Here is an 18,397-nt window from a genome sequence, read left to right on the forward strand (position 1 = left end):
TTATTCTCATACGAAACGTGTACCGCCAAAGTCTCGTTCGAACCCATATCCCCAAAGGGATACGCGCTCAGCAGACTCTGCCGCCCACGTTTCTCTTTCTTCATTATGCAATTGTCAAAGAACGGACGATGCGTACACACCGTCTGATGCACCGTAGCCGGCACACGAGAAAACAAACCCCACCGCCGGCTCTCCGGCAGCACCCATTCAGGTTTCGGGGAGGAACCCCGCACGATCTCGGCGAGATCGCGAGGTCACGGTGCGCTATATCGTCGGGAGGCCGATGATTGTCAAGCGCCTATTTCAGGAAATTTGCGCGAGCGGCGATGCGGCCTTTTTGAAGCGAGCGTCCGACGGACAGCGACCTCGCCGCCGCCATCGGTCGGGGCGGCCCGCAGCCGCAGGGGTCACGCGCGGCGAAGCACGGCCCCGCGCTCACGTCGCGTCGAACTTGCTGGCGCGGCGTTTGCCGAGCAGCAGCTTGCGCTCGAGATGGGCGCGCAGCTCGGCGTAGTAGGCCGTCAGGAAAGGTCGCGGCTGGTAGTCGGCGCGCTCCAGGCCGATCTTGCGGCCGATCGCTTCGGCAACGGTGGCGAGCGCCGCATCATTGTCGCCGCGCAGCACCTCCTCCAGCTTGTGCAGCTCGGCGATGCCGTAGGCGTCGAGCTGTTCGGGGGTGAAACGATAGGTTCCCGCCCCCGCCTGCTTCGACAGATCCTCGGCCAGCGCGCGTTTCGGCGCCTCCACCACCCAGGTGCCGGCGAGCAGGTCGCCGATGCGCATGCGATCGCGGTTGAACAGCGGGAACAGCGCGAAGCCGAGCGCCCAGACCGCGCCGAGAGCTGTGGTCATCGTATCGGCGACGCCGGTGCCGGCACGGGCCACAAGCATGGACAGCGGCAGGAACACCTCGATCTCGCGCATCAGGTTGCGGGCGATCACCTGGTCGATCGCCAGGCCCGATCCGTCGCGCGAGGCGACGCGCAGGCCCATGATGCGCTTGCCGGGCGTCCGTGCCCCGCGGCCGGCCTCGAAGGCGAGGAAATAGGCATTGCGCAGAAAGAAGACGAGGATCGTCCAGACGACGGCGATAGGCTCGGCGCGGTCGAGACCGAGCCCGCCCAGTCCGAACAGCGCGACGAGGCTGATGACGATGCCGGCGACGACGATGATCGCCACGTCGAGAAAGAACGCGCCGGCGCGCGTGCCGGCGTCGGCCAGCGTGACGCCGAGATCGACGCCCTCCGGCGTCACCAGCGCGCGCCTGCGGGTCCCCGGCTCCCGTGGTCCGAGCCGCGCCATCAGGCTTTTCCATCCGGATCGTCCGCCCGGACCAGATAGAAATAGGCGAGCCACAGGGCCAGAAAACCGCCGCCGATCGCGTAGCGCAGGCCGTCGCTGGTGATGAGCTGGCGGCCGAATCCCTCGAGCAGGCCGGCGGCCAGCAGCATGATGGCGACGCCGACCATGGCGCTCGCCGCGACGCGGCCGGCTTTTGCCGCAGCCTTCATGCGCGACAGCGCGCCGGGAAAGGCGACGCGCGTGCCGATGCGCATGCCGGCTGCTCCGGCGATGCAGATGGCGAAAAGCTCGGTGCTGCCGTGGATGAACAGCCAGCCGCCGAACTCGTAGCCGAGACCCTTCGACCAGAAGACGTAGGACATGGCGCCGATGATGCAGCCGTTCATCAGGATGAGCAGCACGGTCGGCACCGCCAGCATGAAGCCGAGCGCGAAGGCGAGGATCGACACCTGGACATTGTGGGTGAACAGATAGGCGGCGAATGTGGAGAGATAGCCGTCGCCGCCGCCGTCATAAAGGCCCATGCGCAGCCATTCGACGGTGGCGTCCGGGCCGCGTCCGCCGGCGAGCTCCGCCGGAATGATGGCGTCGTACCAGCTCTTGTCGGAAGCGACGAGCCGGAAGCCGGCGATGAAGCCGGCCAGCATCAGCGCCACCGAGACGAGCGTTTCACGCCACAGGTCGCGGATGGCGCCCGGCCAGTCGTGCACGAAGAAGTCGGCGATGCGCTCGATCAGGCCGCGCCGGGCGCCGTACAGATAGAAGTAGCCGCGCAGGCAGAGCGATTCCAGATAGGCGACGAGTGCGTTGTCGAGCGAGGTGGCGCGCGCCACCGACAGTGCCGAAAGGGTCGAGCGGTAGAGCACCGGCAGCGACAGAAGCTCTTCGTCGGTAAGTGCTTTCGGCGAGCGCTTTTCGGCGCGGGTGATCAGTTCGTCGAAGGCTTTCCAGTCCTTTTCGCGCTCGGAGCGGAAGCTAGCGAGCGACTGGCGGACGCCGTCGGCGGGAACCCGGGCGCTCACAGCAAATTCTCCCGCTTCAGGTCGAGATAGTGCTGCACCAGCTCGGGGCCGAGACGGCGGTGATCGGCCTCGACGACATGGGCACCGAGACGCCGCAGTTTGGCGATGACCACGTCGCGCTCGCGCAGCAGCCCTCCGGCGATCACAGAGCGCGCCACGTCCTCGCCGCTCACGGGCTCCGTGTCGGAGAGCGTTTCCAGCTCCTCGTCCTTCATCAGCATGAACAGGACCAGATGCCGCTCGGTCAGGCGGCCGACGGTGCGCAGCATCAGCTCGGCGCTGATGGCGTCGACGAAATCGGTGAAGACGATCACCAGCGAACGCCGGTCGAGCTGTGCGGACAGCGTCGTCAGGGCGAGGGTGAAGTTGGTCTCCTCGTTGGAATAGTCTATCTCGGCGGCGCGCTTCTGCAGCAGCGAAAAGCCGCTGGAGCCGCGCACCGCCTTGCCGATCACGCACGGACGGGCGTCGAAGCTGAACAGGCCGACCATGTCGCCGCCCTTCAGCGCGACGAAGGCGGTGAGCAGCGCCGCCGTCACGGCGCGGTCGAGTTTGGCGACGCCTTCGATCGGCTCGCACATCAGCCGGCCCGAATCGATGGCCAACACGATGTTGTTGTTCTGCTCGACGCGGAACTCGCGCGCCACCAGCCTGCCGTGGCGGGCGCTGCGCTTCCAGTCGATCATGCGCCGGCCCATGCCGGGCTGGTAGTCCTTCAGCGCCTCGAACTCGCGGCCCTGGCCGGAGCGGCGCTGCTCCTTGCCATCTGCGAGCGCGTCGCGCCGCAGCAGCGAGATGGCGTCGTCGCGCATGGAGGCGACGTTGGGCAGCACGGCGACCTTGTTGTCCATGGACAAGACGACCTGCTTCCAGGTGAGTCCGAACGGACCCGGCCAGCGCAGCCACAACCGGTCGAGGCTCGCCATGCCGCGCCGCACGGCACGGAAGCGCAGCTCCAGCCCGCCGCCGTTCGGCGTCGGGTAGAGCGCACCGCCGGCCTCGCCGAGCGGAACGAGCCGTTCGTCATGGGCGAGCCGCGCCTCGATTCGGCTCGGCCATTTGCCGGCGAAATAAGCGCTGATGAAGACGGGAAACTGGCCGCCTACGCCGACCTGCGGAATCGATTGCAGGCCGGCCGTCAGCGAGGCGCGGCCCGGGCCGGCGGAAGCGTCGACCGCCAGGAAGCCCAGAAGAATGCATATCCACGAAAGGCCGAGATACCAGGCCGACGGCAGCGCCAGCGCCACCAGGAACGCCGGGACGACGCCGATGACGGCCGCCCAGACGCAACGGCCGGTCGGGTAGATCAACGTGGCGCCTCCGTCCGGTCGACGAGGTCGGCGACGATCTGCTCGATCTCGCGGCCGTCGATCTGCGCGGCTGGCGACAGCACCACGCGGTGGCGAAGCGCCGGCACGGCGAGCGTCTTCACGTCGTCGGGGATGACGTAGGCGCGCCCGTCGAGGGCGGCGCGGGCGCGGGCGGCGCGCGCCAGCATCACGCCGGCGCGCGGGCTGGCGCCGACTTCCAGCTCGGCGCTGTCGCGGGTGGCGCGCACCAGCCGGGCGATGTAGTCGACCACCTCGTCGACCAGCGTCACCGAACTTACCGTCGCCAGCGCCGCCTGCAACGCCTCGCCGTCGAGCTGCGCCTCGATGTGGAAATCCTCGATCTTGCGCGCGCCGGCGCCGCCATGATGGACGATGATGGCGCGCTCTTCCTCGACGCTCGGATAGGACACCTTGTGCTTGAGCAGGAAGCGGTCGAGCTGTGCTTCGGGCAATGGATAGACGCCCTGGTGCTCGATCGGGTTCTGGGTGGCGACGACCATGAAGTTGGTGCCGAGCGAATGCGTGGTGCCGTCGAAAGTGACGGCGTTCTCCTGCATGGCCTCCAGCAGCGCGGCCTGGGTCTTCGGCGGCGTGCGGTTGATCTCGTCGGCGAGCAGCAGGTCGCAGAAGATCGGGCCGCGCGTCAGCGTGAACTGCCCGGTCTGGAAATTGTAGATGTTGGAGCCGACGATGTCGCCGGGCATCAGGTCGGGGGTGAACTGGATGCGGCCATAGGCGACGCCGAGCGCCTGGGCGAAGCAGCGGGCGATCATGGTCTTGGCGGTACCCGGCGGGCCTTCCAGCAGGATATGGCCTCCGGCGAACAAAGCCGTCAGCATCAGGTCGACCGTATCCGTCTGCCCGGTGATCGCCTTGCCGACCTCGGCCCTTATGCGGCCGGCGGCGGCCTTCACTTCATCGACGTTCACGGAACCTCCTTGCGATCCATTCGTGCAGCCGGCGGGCGGCCGCCGTCAGGTCGGTCTCGTTGGCGGCCTTGCGCACCGCGTCCGACAGCGATGCATAGCCATCCTTGCCGTCCTTGCCGCGGCGGGCGATCCAGTGGTCGAGCGCTTCGTCGCGCAAGTCTTGCGGCGCGCCGAGGATGGCGCCGGCGCGCCGGCGCATGAGCGCAGCATAACGGCCGCCGAGATGGTCCAGACGGCCGGCCCGGCGCATCAGCCGCGCGGTCGTCTCCACCAGCGCCCGCTTGCCGAAAGGAATGGCGCGGGTCTCCGCCTGCGCCGGACCGAAGCGGCCCAGCCCGTGCAGCAGCGTCAGCGCCGAGGCGGCAAGGATCGCCAGCGTCAGCGCCAGGAACGGCGGTTCGAGCAGCAGCTTCATCAGGTCGTGCTTGCGGTCCGCGCCGTGCAGGGTGAGATCGAACACCACCGGCTCGCGATTGGGCCGGATCATGTCGATCAGGCCGAGCGCCGCCGCGGCACGATCCAGGTCCTTCAGCGCCGCGTTGTCGAGCAGATCCGGATCGGTGAGCACGAAGAACGGCTTCTCCGGTATTCCGAGCAGCACGCCCCTCTCGCCGCCGGCCGAGATGAGCGCGTCCGGAAAGCTCACCCATTGCAGATCTTTCGGAGCGGGCGCGACGAAACCGTCGCCGCGAACACGCAGGCTTTCCGCCGACACTTTCTCCGAGCCCACCTTGGCCTCGAGAAGCTGCGCGAGCCAATGGTCCACCTCGCCGGCGGAAAGCCGCCCGAATTCCATTTCCCAGCCCTCGCGGCCGGGATACGGCGTGGTTCGCCATTTGGGCAGGACGAACAGCGTCGGAAGACCCTCACGCGCCGCGATGATGTCCTTCAGCGCCGCCGCGTCGCTTTGCGGCGAGATGGTCACGATCGCCAGCCCGTCGTAACAAAGATCGTCGAGGCTGCGCGCCGTCCACGGCTTGTCACCGGTCAGCGTCATCAGCTCCACGAGCCCGGCAAAGCCCGTGCCGCTCTTCGACAGCGCCGAGGCACCGCCCTGCTGTCCGACGCGGAAGTCGGGCGCATAGGTGGACAAGAGCACGAAGCCGGCGGCGGCGATCAAGCTGGCCAGCACGCCCCACAGCACGGTGCGCCGGTTGAAGGGCGATTCGGACGAAGCGAGCGAGGGCACGGTGCTCATGCCCAGGCGTTCCGGAAGGCGAACCGTTCGTAGGCGTCGCGCGCCTCGCGCCAACCATCGGCCCCGACCGGCTTCCTCGCGAACAGGGCGGCCTCGACGATCCGGGCGATCTCGGCGAAGGCGTCGCGCGCCAGCGTCGGCAGCAGCGTCGCGCCGGCGATGTCGCGGGCCGTCAGCGAGGGGCGCAGGAAGTGCGGCATGCGCTGCGATATGTCCTCGACGCTGCGGCGGAGCAGCAGGTGCACAGCCTCGTCGTATTCACCGCGCGCGGCGAGCGCGTCGGCCTCCGACAGCAGGGTCTGGGCGACAGCGGCATCGGGACGCCAGTTCTTCTCCGGCACGATTTCCTCGGCCTTGCGCTGCCATGGAAAGCGCCAGGCGACGCCCCGCAGCTCAAGGATGACCAGCAGCAGGATAACCGCCGCCCCGGCGATGACCGTGGTCCAGAAGATGTAGATCATGTACGGTGCCAGCCACTGCAGGAAGTCGGCAAGGGGCTTCAGCCATTCCGGCGGCTGCGGCTGCTGGTAGGTCGGCAGGTCGAACTGGATCGAATCGTCGGCCAGCAGCCGGCGATGGGCTAGCGCCACCCCTTCGGCAATATGCGTCGGCGCTGCTTCGGCCTCGTCCATGATTTCTCCAGCCAATCGGGCAATCACTGGCAATCCGCAGGCAAAAATGCAAGCGATGCTGGACGAAGCGCGTCAAGATTGGCAACTTATACTTTAAATGCAGCACGGGGGACACGCGCTGCAAGCGGGAGAGGACAAGATGAGCATGGCAAGCTACGATCGGCCGGCGGCGTTCCGCATCGGCCGGGTATTCGGCGATACGTTCAATGTGCTTGGCCGTAATTTAGGGCTGTGTATCGGGCTGGCGGCGATCTTTTCAGGCCTGCCGACGTTCCTATACCAGCTATGGACGGGCAACCAGGTCGAGGCGGCGCTCGTCTCGGCCGAGACGGGAACGCCCTCGCCGCCCGAGTTCGGGGCATCGTTCATTCTTGCTGGCCTCGTTGGTTTCATCATTTACATGGTGCTGACCTCGATCCTCCAGGCGGCGCTGGTGCGCACCACGATCGAGGACCTGAACGGCGAAAAGCCGACCTTCGCCGACAGCTTGAGCCGCGCACTGGCCGTGCTGCTGCCGATCATTGGCCTGTCGCTCCTGATGTATCTCGGCATCACCATCGGTTTCATGCTGCTGATCATCCCCGGACTCTATTTGCTGGTGCGCTGGTCGGCGGCGGTGCCGGTGCTGGTTCACGAGCGTCTTGGCGTCCTCGCCAGCATGAAGCGCAGCGCCGAGCTGACGAAGGGAAGCCGCTGGCGCATCTTCGGGCTGTTCGTCATCCTGATCCTCGCGATCTGGGTCCTGCAAATGGCACTGGGACTTTTGGCCCTGGCGATCATGCCCCTTCTGGGAACCGTCCTGGCCACGGCGGTGGGAGCCCTGCTCTCGGCGGTGGCGTCGGTGATCGCCTCGATCGCGGTCGCCGTCGCCTATGTCGAACTGCGCTACGTCAAGGAGGGTGCCGATGTGAAGCAGCTGGCGGAGATCTTCGCGTAAGGCCCGGCTCGGGCAACGGGAACCCACCTCTTTCGCCAAGCTTTGCCGCTCTCGGTTGGTGGCGACCACAAACGGCGCCCGCGCCAGGAAGAACGTTGTGCATCAGGCGAGCGGGCAGGGTCCGATCGCCTGATGCTGGCGTCTATGTCCGCATTCACCGCAAGTCGGCAACAGCGGACGTTCCGCAATTTCGCGCACGGGCAACACACCCGGGCATTCTCCCCGTCTCTTGTCGTTCTGGGGTAGACAAAGGCTTCTTGGTCGGCAAATGAAGCTGCGAAAGACCTCGGCTGCCGATGGGTGAACCCGATGCGCGTCGCGACGGGTTGGCCTCGGCTTGGCGGGAAACCACCGCCAGGCGGCCGTATTCAACAGGAAGGTTCCGGCGATGCTTGGCTGGTTTCGTGCGCTGCTGCCTCGCGAAGACCGCTTCTTCGATCTTTTCGAGAAACATTCCCGCACCGTCGTCGGCGGGGCCGAGGCCTTGCAGAAGCTGCTCGAGGGCGGCGAAGGCGTGGAAGAGCATTGCCGCAGGATCGTCGAACTGGAGCACCAGGCCGACGACATCACGCGCGAGGTGCTGGTTGCGGTCCACCGCAGCTTCATCACGCCGTTCGACCGCGGCGACATCAAGGATCTGATCCAGTCGCTCGATGACGCGATCGACATGATGCACAAGACGGTTAAGATCGTGAGGCTGTTCGAGCAGCGGGAATTCGATCCCAAGATGCGCGAGATGGGAGCGATCATCTTGCAGGCGGCGAAGATCACGGCCGACGCGATCCCTCTGCTGCAGAAGGTCGGCGCCAACGCCGCCCGCTTGCAGGAGCTGGCCGAGGACGTCATGCGCATCGAGGGCCGGGCCGACGAGCTGCATGAGGAAGGGCTGAAGGATCTGTTCCGCCAATACGGGCGCAGCGACCCGATGGCCTACATGATCGGCTCTGAGATCTACGGCCAGCTCGAGAAGGTGGTCGACCGCTTCGAGGACGTCGCCAACGAGATCAGCGGCATCGTGATCGAAAACGTCTGATGGACGCCACCCTCGTTTTCCCGCTTCTGGTCGCCCTGATCGGCGTCGCGCTGTTCTTCGACTTCCTGAACGGTCTGCACGACGCAGCCAACTCGATCGCCACCATCGTGTCGACCCGCGTGCTCAGGCCGCAATATGCCGTGTTCTGGGCGGCCTTCTTCAACTTCATCGCCTTTCTCTTCTTCGGGCTGCATGTCGCCGAGACGCTCGGCACCGGCATCATCGATGCCTCGGTCGTCGATCCCAGCGTGATCTTCTCGGCGCTGGTGGGTGCCATCGCCTGGAACCTCATCACCTGGTATTTCGGCATTCCCTCCAGCAGCTCGCATGCGCTGATCGGCGGGCTGGTGGGCGCCGGCGTCGCCAAGGCGGGCGGCGGCGCCATCGTCTGGACCGGCCTGCTCAAGACCGCCGCGGCCATCGTGCTGTCGCCGGCGACCGGCTTCGTGCTGGCGCTGCTGCTGGTGCTCGCCGTGTCGTGGTTCTTCGTGCGCAGCACACCCTTTGCGGTCGACAGCACTTTCCGCGTCCTGCAGTTCGTCTCGGCGTCGCTCTACTCGCTCGGCCATGGCGGCAACGACGCGCAGAAGACGATGGGCATCATCGCCGTGCTGCTCTACTCGCAGGGTTATCTCGGCAGCGAGTTCTACGTGCCCTTCTGGGTGGTGATCACCTGTCAGGCGGTCCTGGCGCTCGGCACGCTGTTCGGTGGCTGGCGCATCGTCCACACCATGGGCTCCAAGATCACGCGGCTCAACCCGATGCAGGGTTTCTGCGCCGAGACCGGCGGCGCCATCACCCTGTTCGCCGCGACATGGCTCGGCATCCCGGTCTCGACCACCCACACCATCACCGGCGCCATCGTCGGCGTCGGTGCCGCCAGGCGGGTCTCGGCGGTCCGCTGGGGGCTGGCCGGCAACATCGTGATCGCCTGGATCGTCACGCTGCCGGCGACCGCCGTGATCGCCGCGCTCACCTACGCCGCGGTCGGCCTGTTCGGCTGAACCGGGCAGGCGTCCGGCGGCCGCGAGAGGTCCAAGAGAGCACCATTTCCGTTTGCGGTCGTCCTCGCCAGTCGCTATATAGGGCAGGATTTCCCAAAATCGGTGGCTCTGACCACCGCCCGCGCTAGGGACGCGGGCGAACGAGAGGATTTTTGCTAATGGCCAACACGCTGCTCATGCCCAAGGCGACCGCCGTCTGGCTGGTCGACAACACCGCGCTGTCGTTCGAACAGATCGCCCAGTTCTGCTCGCTGCATCCGCTCGAGGTGAAGGCGATCGCCGACGGCGAATCGGCGCAGGGCATCAAGGGCATGGACCCGATCATCACCGGCCAGCTGTCGCGCGAGGAGATCGCCCGCGGCGAGAAGGACGCCAACTATCGGCTGCGGTTGTCCGACCCGAAGGTGCGCGTGCCCGAATCGAAGCGCCGCGCCCCGCGCTACACGCCGCTGTCGAAGCGCCAGGACCGGCCCAACGCCATCCTGTGGTTGGTGCGCAATCATCCCGAGCTCAAGGACGCGCAGATCTCGCGGCTCGTCGGCACCACCAAGTCGACCATCGAGCAGATCCGCGAGCGCCGCCACTGGAACGCCGCCAACCTGGCGCCGATGGACCCTGTGACGCTCGGCCTGTGCTCGCAGATCGACCTCGACATCGAGGTGCAGCGCGCCTCGGCCGGCAAGCCTGCGCCGGCGCCGTCCGGCGAGACCTTGCTTCCCGCCTCCATGACCGAGCGGCTGACGCCGTCGCTGGAAAAGGAGAAGGAAGAAGACAAGGAACTGGACGCCGACGCGGTCTTCGCCAAGCTGTCGGCTCTGAAGAAGAAGGACGACGAGGAAGAAGAATAGCCACTCGGCTGTTCGGCTGCGCCCTTCCCCGGACAACCCATGGGCGGGCGAGCATCGAAGGGCGCACGGCAAGCCTTCTACTGCTCCCGCACCCGCCCGTTGGTACCCGTTTCGCCGTGACGTTCCATGGTGCGGTAGAAGTCGGCGAGCAGCTTGCCCTTCTCCGGCTTGAACTTGCGGTCGGCGCATACCACGCTGGCGATGCGGTCGACGCGGAAGGCACGGAAATCGCCGCGCATCTCGCACCAGGCGACCAGCGTCCACACCTTGCCCCAGAACCACAGGCCGAGCGGCCGCACCTCGCGGATCGTGCTGCGGCCGGCCTCGTCGCGATAGTCGAGCCGCAGCACCGAGCGGCTCTCGACGGCACGCTCGATCAGGTCGATGGCGGCGCGGTCGGCATCACTCACCACCCACATCGGCGTGTGAATCTCGGTGCGGGCGATACGGTCCTTCTCGCTGTCGGGCAGCACCGCGCCGATCTTGATCAGCGCCTCCTCGGCGGCCCGCGCCATGGTGGCGCCGCCGAAGGCTCGCACCATGCGTGCGCCCGCCACCAGCGCCACGATCTCGTCGCGGGTGAACATCAGCGGCGGCAGGTCGAAGCCTTCGCGCATGATGTAGCCGACGCCTGCCTCGCCGTCGATCGGCACGCCGGTCGCCTGCAGGTCGGCGATGTCGCGGTAGATGGTGCGCTCGGAAACTTCCAGCCATTGGCCCAGCTTCTGCGCGGTGACCAGGCGGCCGCCGCGGAAATGCTGGACGATCTGGAACAGACGGTCGGCCCGCCGCATCGCTCAGTCTCCCAATCCTTCGCGCCGCCGCTGCCGGGCGACGAAATCGGCGCCGAAGCTCAAACGTCCGGTCGTCGGCGTCTTCGCGTCGAGCACGCGCCAGAACGGCGTGATGCCGGCAAGCCCGGCGCCGCGCTCGAGCTGCTCGTGCGCGGCCTCGGCGACGGTGCGCAGATGATAGCCGATCGTGACCGGGCAGGTCACCTCGGCGCCATGCTCGATTGCGAGCGCGGTGCGTAAAGCCCGTACGTCCATCTCGACCCCCTCCGGGATCGAGCGGATGAACGCGTCGACCTGGCGCGCGGTCGGCACCAGCATGCGCTGGCCTTCGATCACGTCCGAGAAGTTGCGCGGCGATGGCTTGTAGGCCGCCGCGCCGTCGTCGAGCTTGTCCGTCCAGGTCTTCATGCGGCCAACCTTATCTCGAAGCGGTGACCGGCTTGTGCCGGCTCCCCTTGCTCAAGACGTTCGAGCATGGCCGAATCCGACATCGCATGTCTGGCGATCGGATTGGGCCATGACGGCTCCATGGAAAAGCCGCTGCGCAGCACGGCTTCGTAGAAGCGCCGTCCTGCGTCCTCGCCGGCCATCCAAGGGTCGGCTTTGCTGATGCGTGTCTGGGCGGCCATCGGTTTGCCCTCTTCTCTTGAGTTCATCTTGTCACGGCGCTCCTGACAGCATTCTGTCAGGAGCAGTGTCACCAGACCTGCCGCGGCTCCACCGTGCTCCAAGGCTCGGCGGGGCCGCGGAAAAGCGTCCGTCTGCTGCGGCGATCCAGCCGGCGCTACAGCCAGGGCCTGTAGCGGTCGAAGCGGTCCGGCCAGCCGATGTCCTTGCGGATGCTGGCGGGCAGCGCGTTCAGCAGTCGCTCGGTGCGGCTCTGGTTGCGCAGGGTCTGGATCTTGCCGGCATACTGACGGATCGAGTGCACGACGTTCAGCGGGTTCATGACGGCTTCTCCTCATCTTGACGAAGCCATCATCGCACACCCCTCCTGACAGCACTCTGTCAGGTGCCCGGCACCCGTCATTCAGTCCGCCGAAACCGGCACCGTGTAGTTCAGCGCCAGCCGTCCGCCATCGGCATAGATCGTCTGGCCGGTGACGTAGCTGGCCTCGTCGGAGGCAAGGAAGGCGGCGATCGAGGCGATCTCGTCGGGATCGCCGACACGGCCGAGCGGCGTGCGCGAGAGCAGGCGGTCGCGGGCCTCGGGGTCGCTGTTGGCCGCCGCCAGCATGTCGGTGGCGATCGAGCCGGGACCGATGGCATTGACGCGGATTCCGTAGGGAGCGAGCGCCAGCGCCATCACGCGGGTGAGTTGGTTCACGCCGCCTTTCGACACGGAATAGGCGACCAGCTCGGCGCTCGACACGACAGCGTTGATCGACGACATGTTGACGATCGAGCCTGGATTGCCGCCGCGCTCCGCCTTCTCGACCATGTAGCGGGCGACCGCCTGTCCTGTCAGGAAGGCGCCCTTCAGGTTGACATGCAGCACCCGGTCGAAGTCCTCCTCGCTGACGTCCAGGAAGGATTGCCCGTGGACGATGCCGGCATTGCTGACCAGCACGTCGATGTCGCCGAAGTCCTCGACCGTCGCCGCCACCAGATTGTGGACGTCGAGCCGCCGTCCGACATCGGTCTTGACGAAGTGGACGGAGCCGAAGCCGGAAAGGTCCCGTTCCGCCTTGCCGCCGCGCTCGCCATCAATGTCGGCGATCGTCACCTTGCAGCCTTCCTGCAGGAATCGCCGGGCGATGGCGAAGCCGATGCCGCCGGCCCCGCCCGTGACGATCGCGACCTTGCCCTGCAGCTTCATGGATCATCCTCCGACGGATGGGCCGACAGTGACGCCGGCCGTGCGGCGGGTCAACAGCCGGTCGTGGCATCGGGCGGCGATCCGCCCTATCTATGGCAGGAGACGAACAATGGCAGGAAGGGCGATGGCACGCTGGACAGGAACGACCGGTCTCGCGGCTGCCGCTGCGCTGGGGCTGGCGCTGCTTGGCAGCGAGGCCGTGGCGGAAAGCTCGCAGCTCGACCGGGTGCTCAACAACCAGCTGCGCAGCAACCGTACCGGCGTCGATGTCAGGGTGATCGAGCAGCGGCAGCGGCGGATGGATTTCCAGGAGCGGCAGCAGCGCTACCGCGAGCAGGACCGGATCAACGCCGGCCGGCCGCGCCCGCGGCTGGAGGTGCCCATCATGCGCGGCAGCTGCCAGACGCCGATCGAGGGCAGCAGGGCGATGCGGCGCAACTGCCGGTGAAGTGAAGTGGCGGCCGCGGAAATGGTCGGTCGAGCACTGCCGCGGCGACCCCACCCGGCCGCTTCGCGGCCACCCTCCCCTCAAGGGGGAGGGAAGGCCGCGCTTCATCCTCACCACGCCCTGCCTTTCGCAGTCTGGCCATTGAAAGAAAGTGCGGGAAGCGGGGCGCGGGGCCGAGCCTCTCTAAGTTAATACGTGGCGCGGTGACCCGCGCCCCGCCGGCGTTCTTGCCCGTCCGCTAGCGCTGCATTCGCGCAGGTGTCGCGGCTGGAGCCCGGGTCTCCAGCTCTCGCCAGCCGCGCTACCGTTTGCGCGACCGACCCGGCGCCGACGCTCCCTCCTGATACCCGGTGCGCACCAGATTCCCGCAGGGAGCGGCTTTCGGGCGCAAGTATGCGGCAAGCGAGAGGGGAGGGGATAAAATTTTGCCCCTGAGCGACGCCCGTTGCATCGGTCAGCATGGCGAGAGCTGACCAGTTCCGGGCAAGTGCCGGGACAGTTTACCTTTTTCGGCTTGCGCGACTTCTGAACCGCCGCAACTTTTCTGCCGAAAAGAAAATAAACTGTCCCCTTGCGCGATGCCTATGCAGCCTTCTGCTTCGGCTGGATCAGGCCGCGGGCGACCAGCAGCTCGGCGATCTGGATGGCGTTGAGCGCGGCCCCCTTGCGCAAATTATCGGAGACGACCCACAGATTGAGGCCGTTGTCGACCGTGGAATCCTCGCGGATGCGGGAGATGTAGGTGGCGTCCTCACCGGCCGATTCAAGCGGCGTGATGTAGCCGCCGTTCTCGCGCTTGTCGATGACCAGGCAGCCCGGCGCCTCGCGCAGGATGTCGCGCGCCTCGTCGGCCGTGATCGGCTTCTCGAACTCGACGTTGACGGCCTCCGAATGGCCGATGAACACCGGCACGCGCACGCAGGTGGCGGTCACCTTGATCTTCGGGTCGAGCATCTTCTTGGTCTCGGCGACCATCTTCCACTCTTCCTTGGTCGAGCCGTCATCCATGAAGACGTCGATATGCGGAATGACGTTGAAGGCGATGCGCTTGGTGAACTTCTTGGCTTCGACCGGATCGGCGACGAAGACGGCGCGCGTCTGCGTGAACAGCTCGTCCATGCCTTCCTTGCCGGCGCCCGACACCGACTGGTAGGTGGCGACCACGATGCGCTTGATGGTGGCGGCGTCATGCAGCGGCTTCAGCGCCACCAGCAGCTGCGCGGTCGAGCAGTTTGGGTTGGCGATGATGTTGCGCCGGGTGTAGCCATCGATGGCGTCGGGGTTCACCTCCGGCACGATCAGCGGCACGTCCTGGTCGTAGCGCCAGGCCGAGGAGTTGTCGATGACGATGCAGCCCTGCTTGCCGATCTTCGGCGACCATTCCTTGGAAACGGCGCCGCCCGCCGACATCAGGCAGATGTCGGTATCGGAGAAGTCGTAGCCGTCGAGCGCCTTGACCTTCAGCGTCCTGTCGCCGAACGACACCTCGGTGCCGACCGAGCGGCGCGACGCGAGCGCCACCACCTCGCCGACCGGAAAGCCGCGCTCCTCCAGAATGTTCAGCATCTCGCGGCCCACATTTCCCGTGGCGCCGGCAACCGCTACCTTGAATGCCATTTCAACTGCTCCTGTCCTCACCGCCTGGCGTGGCGACAACCCGCTGGCCGTAGCGGGTCTCGTTCCCCGGGCCGGACCCGGGTGAGGGCGAGCTGGCCAGGGAAATCAGACCGTTTTGGTCGCGGTCGTTTTGGCCGTGGTTTTGGTCGAAGAGAGGGACGCGCGCTCGCGCCCGGCGCCATGGCCGGGAAACTCGAACACGAAAAGCGCCATCAACAGGCCGCGCATCATCCACCTTCGCTGCGGGTTCCGGGAGCCGGACCCGTGGCTGTTCGCCCGCGCGTGCTTTTACCGGGTTCGGGGGAAGAGTCAATTAGAGGACGACGCTGAGCAGCGAATCCGCCTGCGACGCCAGCGTAGGCTCATCGCAATCTTACCGGCAGGCCGGCGAACAGGTAAGATTCGACCTGTTTCGTTTGGAAACGCTTAACCATGTCGAGCAACAGCCGTTGGCACACTGCTTCGCGGCCAAGCGGCGCGCCCGCGACTCAGCTAGCGGGGAGTTGGCCGGGCTCACTATCGACCAGCACTCGACGACCTCAGGCAACATGTCGCCGGTGTTGAGGTGAGCCCGGTCACCCCTTGCTGAAAGCTCGCCGGGCCATAACCTACCCCGCCCATGCCCCGGCGATCCTTCATTCCCGATTTGGTACACCGGGCGCCGGCAGGTAGCCGGCCATCTCGGGTAATGCATGTGCCGTGCCAGGAAGCCGCGATGGGCGCCCTCGCCCTTCAGCCGCTCAACCACGGCCAAGAAATGCTGCTTCTCTCCGGCGTCAGCGTCGCCGTCGAGCGCGAAGGATATACCTCGCTCCTTCCGGGGCTAACGCACCCGCTCCCAGATGATCGTCACCTTCGCCCCGCCAGGGCGCTGGAAGTTCTCGATCATTCGGTTGCCGTCCACCACCATTCTCAGTTCGTTCGTTGTACGAACATCGCCTATCCAGTTGGGAAAGGACGAACCCTCGACGGTGTTCCCACTGAAATTGCCGTCGGCGTCGACGGTATATCGGCCATACAAGGCGAGAGTGCCTGCCATGACGGCCCTGTTCTCCTCGTCGGTCCCGCCTCCACGCTCGTTCGACTTGAAGCGGGGGATGCGTGGATCGTGCAGGAACTCCACGAAGTGCAGGTCGCTGGTAAACACCAGCTTTCCCTGTGGCTCGGGTCCATAGGGAAGCGATGTCGTCCCGTTCGCTTCGACTGACGCGGCGGTCATCTGCCAAGTCCCGACGACCTTGTTCGGCGTTTGTGCCGCCACAGGGGCGGCGATGGAAAGGACCATCGCCACGGCGCCGGCCACGAGCATTGTTTCGCGACCGATCATGTCAATTTTTCCGTCTATCGGCCGAAAAGGCGATGTCGCGCTGGGCTTCGAGCGCCTCAAGTCGCTTTGTGAGCGCGCCGCGTATGTTCTCATAGGCAGTGCTGCCCAGCGCGAGCCGGAATGGCGGATGGTCCAAGTCGGCCGCCTCGATCAACGCGTCAACGGTATTGGCGGCGTCGCCGCGGATCACGAACTCTCCGCCGGCGATGAGACGGCGAACCTCGCCTGCAGGTGTTTTTTCGTAAATCCCGGAAGGCTCCGCGCGATCGAGAGCCGCGCCGAAATTTGTGCCGGTAGGACCCGGCTCGGCAATGATGAAGTCGATGCCGAATGGCCCAACCTCCTGGGCGACGGCCTCGACGAAGCCTTCGATGCCCCACTTGCTGGCATGATAGAGGCTGAAGCCCGGGTATGCGATCTGCCCGCCCTCGGAGGAAACCTGGACGATACGTCCGCCGCCTTGAGCGCGCAGGTGCGGCAGGCTGGCACGGATGAGCTGGATCGAGCCGGTGAGATTCGTCGCGAGCTGACGGTCGATCTGCTCGTCGCCGAGTTCCTCCGCCGCGCCGAATAAGCCGTAGCCCGCATTGCTGACCACGACGTCGATCCGACCGGCACGTTCGAACGCCTGGTCGATAGCTGCGCGGACCGCCGCCTTATCGATCATGTCCAGCGTGACCACGGGCAGACGATCAGCATGAGCGCTCGCGAGGTCCGACAGTGCATCCGTGCGCCGTGCGGCTCCGATGACGCGGTCGCCGCGGTCGAGCAGCTTCTCGGTCATCATGCGTCCAAGTCCGGAGGAAGCCCCCGTGACGAACCAGGTTTTCGTCATGGCATGATCCTCGATTGATCGAGGACAATGTAGCGGCTCCCCTTTGGTGTGATAATGCGCTTTAATCTGCATGAGCTGGTGAACAAGGATGACCAATGGCGAGGCCGACGCTGACGGACTTGGCCGCCCTTGTGGCGGTCGCAGAGCACCGGAGCTTCCGAAAGGCGGCTGACGTGCTGGGCGTCTCGCGTTCTTCGCTCAGCCACGCGATCGCGGCGCTCGAGCGCAATCTCGGGGCCAGGCTCCTTCACCGGACGACGCGAAGCGTCGCGCCCACCGAAGCGGGAGAGCGTCTTCTTCGGCGGCTGACGCCAGTGCTTCGCGACCTTGATCAGGCCATCGACGCCGTCGCCGACGACGGCGGGCATCCAAGCGGCACGCTGCGTATCAATGGCGGCGAGGAAGCCATGCGCCAGCTGCTCAGGCTGGTCGTACCCGTCTTCTTAAGGCGCTATCCGTATGTCTCGCTCGACCTGGTCACCGATGGCCGCCTAGTCGACATCGTGGAGCAAGGGTTCGATGCCGGCCTCCGGCTTGCCGAAGCTGTTCCACAGGACATGATTGCGGTTCCGCTGAGCGAGGATTTTCGCTTCCTGGCTGTCGCCGCGCCGACCTATCTTGAGAAAGCCGGCCTGCCGCGCACGCCGGAGGATCTGCGAAACCACCAATGCATTCGGCAGCGTCTCCCGAGCGGCAAGCTCTACCGGTGGGAATTCGAGAAGCGTGGGCAGGAGATCGCGATCGACGTCCCCGGGGCAATGACGCTCAATCACACGATGCTCATGATCGATGCAGCAGCCGACGGCCTTGGTATCGCCTACGTGCCCGAGACGGCGGCGCGACCTTGGCTGGAGGCCGGACGATTGATCGCACTCCTGGAAGACTGGTCGCCCGCGGTCGGCGGGCTGCGACTCTACTATTCGAGTCATCGTCATGTTCCCGCCGCCCTCCGTGCCTTCATCGGCGTGGTGAAAGGCGCCGGCTGATCGAGGCTGCTGCCGCGCCGCTGCGCCTGCTCGGCAGCGGCGCGTCGGTCATCCCGATCGGCTCTCGACCGCATCCTGTGACGCCCCCCGACGATGAGCATCTACGGAGCGGCGAAGCTGCGCTCCTCGCCTCCGGAAAGTGGGGAGGTGGCGAGACCGAGGGCGAGACGCTGAAGGAAGGCTGCGCTATCGGTCACGACCTATGACGGCTGGATCACAGCGCCTTTTCGAGTTCGGGCAGGATTGTGAAGAGGTCGCCGACGAGGCCGTAGTCGGCGACCTGGAAGATCGGCGCCTCCTCGTCCTTGTTGATGGCGACGATCACCTTGGAGTCC

21 protein-coding genes and 1 pseudogene are annotated in these 18,397 nt (G+C 66.2%); 6 read left to right on the top strand and 16 right to left on the bottom strand.

All coding sequences use genetic code 11. From position 1 onward, the window contains the following. Positions 1–435: 435 nt before the first annotated feature. From C7I84_RS28555 to C7I84_RS28580, 6 genes are read right to left on the bottom strand one after another with little or no spacing between them, the layout of a single operon-like run. Positions 436–1,302, bottom strand: coding sequence for an RDD family protein (locus C7I84_RS28555; protein ID WP_106775604.1), 867 nt, complete (start codon positions 1,300–1,302; stop codon positions 436–438). Then, positions 1,302–2,324: a stage II sporulation protein M gene (locus tag C7I84_RS28560; protein ID WP_106775605.1), complete on the bottom strand. Its 1,023-nt coding sequence runs from the start codon at positions 2,322–2,324 to the stop codon at positions 1,302–1,304. Before C7I84_RS28560 ends, C7I84_RS28555 begins: the two co-directional genes overlap by 1 nt. Continuing rightward, positions 2,321–3,634 (bottom strand): DUF58 domain-containing protein, encoded by a 1,314-nt coding sequence (locus C7I84_RS28565; protein WP_106775606.1) that lies wholly within the window; start codon positions 3,632–3,634, stop codon positions 2,321–2,323. Before C7I84_RS28565 ends, C7I84_RS28560 begins: the two co-directional genes overlap by 4 nt. After that, positions 3,631–4,584 carry an AAA family ATPase gene (locus C7I84_RS28570; RefSeq protein ID WP_106775607.1) on the bottom strand — a complete coding sequence of 318 codons (954 nt, stop codon included), beginning with the start codon at positions 4,582–4,584 and terminating at the stop codon, positions 3,631–3,633. The genes C7I84_RS28565 and C7I84_RS28570 overlap by 4 nt, the downstream gene beginning before the upstream one ends. Beyond that, complete coding sequence (locus tag C7I84_RS28575; protein ID WP_106775608.1) at positions 4,571–5,782, bottom strand: hypothetical protein; 1,212 nt, start codon at positions 5,780–5,782, stop codon at positions 4,571–4,573. Before C7I84_RS28575 ends, C7I84_RS28570 begins: the two co-directional genes overlap by 14 nt. Beyond that, positions 5,779–6,414, bottom strand: a complete 636-nt coding sequence (locus tag C7I84_RS28580) for a DUF4129 domain-containing protein (RefSeq protein WP_106775609.1) — start codon at positions 6,412–6,414, stop codon at positions 5,779–5,781. The genes C7I84_RS28575 and C7I84_RS28580 overlap by 4 nt, the downstream gene beginning before the upstream one ends. A gap of 139 nt (positions 6,415–6,553) precedes the next feature. Here C7I84_RS28580 and C7I84_RS28585 point away from each other — a divergent pair, with 139 nt between their 5' ends. The 4 genes from C7I84_RS28585 (at position 6,554) to C7I84_RS28600 (ending at position 10,236) form a co-directional block, all read left to right on the top strand. Further along, a complete protein-coding gene (locus C7I84_RS28585; protein WP_106775610.1) occupies positions 6,554–7,351 on the top strand; it encodes a glycerophosphoryl diester phosphodiesterase membrane domain-containing protein in 798 nt (265 codons plus the stop codon). Between the two features lie 388 nt (positions 7,352–7,739). After that, entirely contained in the window at positions 7,740–8,384 is a 645-nt protein-coding gene (locus tag C7I84_RS28590; protein WP_106775611.1) for a DUF47 domain-containing protein, read from the top strand. Beyond that, on the top strand, positions 8,384–9,388 hold the full coding sequence (locus tag C7I84_RS28595) for an inorganic phosphate transporter (protein WP_106775612.1): 1,005 nt from the start codon (positions 8,384–8,386) through the stop codon (positions 9,386–9,388). Before C7I84_RS28590 ends, C7I84_RS28595 begins: the two co-directional genes overlap by 1 nt. A gap of 158 nt (positions 9,389–9,546) precedes the next feature. After that, positions 9,547–10,236 carry a DUF1013 domain-containing protein gene (locus tag C7I84_RS28600; protein ID WP_106775613.1) on the top strand — a complete coding sequence of 230 codons (690 nt, stop codon included), beginning with the start codon at positions 9,547–9,549 and terminating at the stop codon, positions 10,234–10,236. A gap of 77 nt (positions 10,237–10,313) precedes the next feature. Here the strand turns inward: C7I84_RS28600 and C7I84_RS28605 are convergent, their stop codons facing one another. From C7I84_RS28605 to C7I84_RS28620, 5 genes are all read right to left on the bottom strand, one after another. Continuing rightward, positions 10,314–11,030 (bottom strand): helix-turn-helix transcriptional regulator, encoded by a 717-nt coding sequence (locus C7I84_RS28605; RefSeq protein ID WP_106775614.1) that lies wholly within the window; start codon positions 11,028–11,030, stop codon positions 10,314–10,316. Between the two features lie 3 nt (positions 11,031–11,033). After that, entirely contained in the window at positions 11,034–11,438 is a 405-nt protein-coding gene (locus C7I84_RS28610) for a hypothetical protein (protein ID WP_106775615.1), read from the bottom strand. Further along, positions 11,435–11,731 (bottom strand): hypothetical protein, encoded by a 297-nt coding sequence (locus tag C7I84_RS28615; RefSeq protein WP_133170184.1) that lies wholly within the window; start codon positions 11,729–11,731, stop codon positions 11,435–11,437. Before C7I84_RS28615 ends, C7I84_RS28610 begins: the two co-directional genes overlap by 4 nt. A gap of 83 nt (positions 11,732–11,814) precedes the next feature. Next, on the bottom strand, positions 11,815–11,979 hold the full coding sequence (locus C7I84_RS30245; protein WP_165816254.1) for a hypothetical protein: 165 nt from the start codon (positions 11,977–11,979) through the stop codon (positions 11,815–11,817). Positions 11,980–12,060: 81 nt separating this feature from the next. Next, positions 12,061–12,849 carry an SDR family NAD(P)-dependent oxidoreductase gene (locus C7I84_RS28620; protein WP_106775617.1) on the bottom strand — a complete coding sequence of 263 codons (789 nt, stop codon included), beginning with the start codon at positions 12,847–12,849 and terminating at the stop codon, positions 12,061–12,063. 124 nt (positions 12,850–12,973) lie between these two features. On the opposite strand from C7I84_RS28620, the gene C7I84_RS28625 reads away from it, so the two are divergent. Beyond that, entirely contained in the window at positions 12,974–13,297 is a 324-nt protein-coding gene (locus C7I84_RS28625; RefSeq protein WP_106775618.1) for a hypothetical protein, read from the top strand. 582 nt (positions 13,298–13,879) lie between these two features. Here C7I84_RS28625 and C7I84_RS28630 read toward each other — a convergent pair. The 4 genes from C7I84_RS28630 to C7I84_RS28640 all read right to left on the bottom strand — a co-directional run bounded on the left by C7I84_RS28630 (position 13,880) and on the right by C7I84_RS28640 (position 17,076). Beyond that, positions 13,880–14,914 (bottom strand): aspartate-semialdehyde dehydrogenase, encoded by a 1,035-nt coding sequence (locus C7I84_RS28630; protein ID WP_106775619.1) that lies wholly within the window; start codon positions 14,912–14,914, stop codon positions 13,880–13,882. Between the two features lie 105 nt (positions 14,915–15,019). After that, entirely contained in the window at positions 15,020–15,145 is a 126-nt protein-coding gene (locus C7I84_RS30915) for a hypothetical protein (RefSeq protein WP_280954239.1), read from the bottom strand. Between the two features lie 592 nt (positions 15,146–15,737). Further along, positions 15,738–16,241, bottom strand: a complete 504-nt coding sequence (locus C7I84_RS28635) for a lipocalin-like domain-containing protein (RefSeq protein WP_245428656.1) — start codon at positions 16,239–16,241, stop codon at positions 15,738–15,740. Between the two features lies 1 nt (position 16,242). Further along, positions 16,243–17,076 carry an SDR family oxidoreductase gene (locus C7I84_RS28640; protein ID WP_106775620.1) on the bottom strand — a complete coding sequence of 278 codons (834 nt, stop codon included), beginning with the start codon at positions 17,074–17,076 and terminating at the stop codon, positions 16,243–16,245. Between the two features lie 95 nt (positions 17,077–17,171). On the opposite strand from C7I84_RS28640, the gene C7I84_RS28645 reads away from it, so the two are divergent. Further along, positions 17,172–18,062 (top strand): LysR family transcriptional regulator, encoded by an 891-nt coding sequence (locus C7I84_RS28645; protein ID WP_106775621.1) that lies wholly within the window; start codon positions 17,172–17,174, stop codon positions 18,060–18,062. Between the two features lie 214 nt (positions 18,063–18,276). On the opposite strand, the pseudogene C7I84_RS28650 reads toward C7I84_RS28645, so the two are convergent. Next, a pseudogene (locus C7I84_RS28650) lies at positions 18,277–18,397 on the bottom strand (electron transfer flavoprotein subunit alpha/FixB family protein); the annotation flags it as partial.

The sequence above is a fragment of the Kumtagia ephedrae genome (genome assembly GCF_003012745.1).
GTDB classification, from domain to species: domain Bacteria; phylum Pseudomonadota; class Alphaproteobacteria; order Rhizobiales; family Rhizobiaceae; genus Kumtagia; species Kumtagia ephedrae.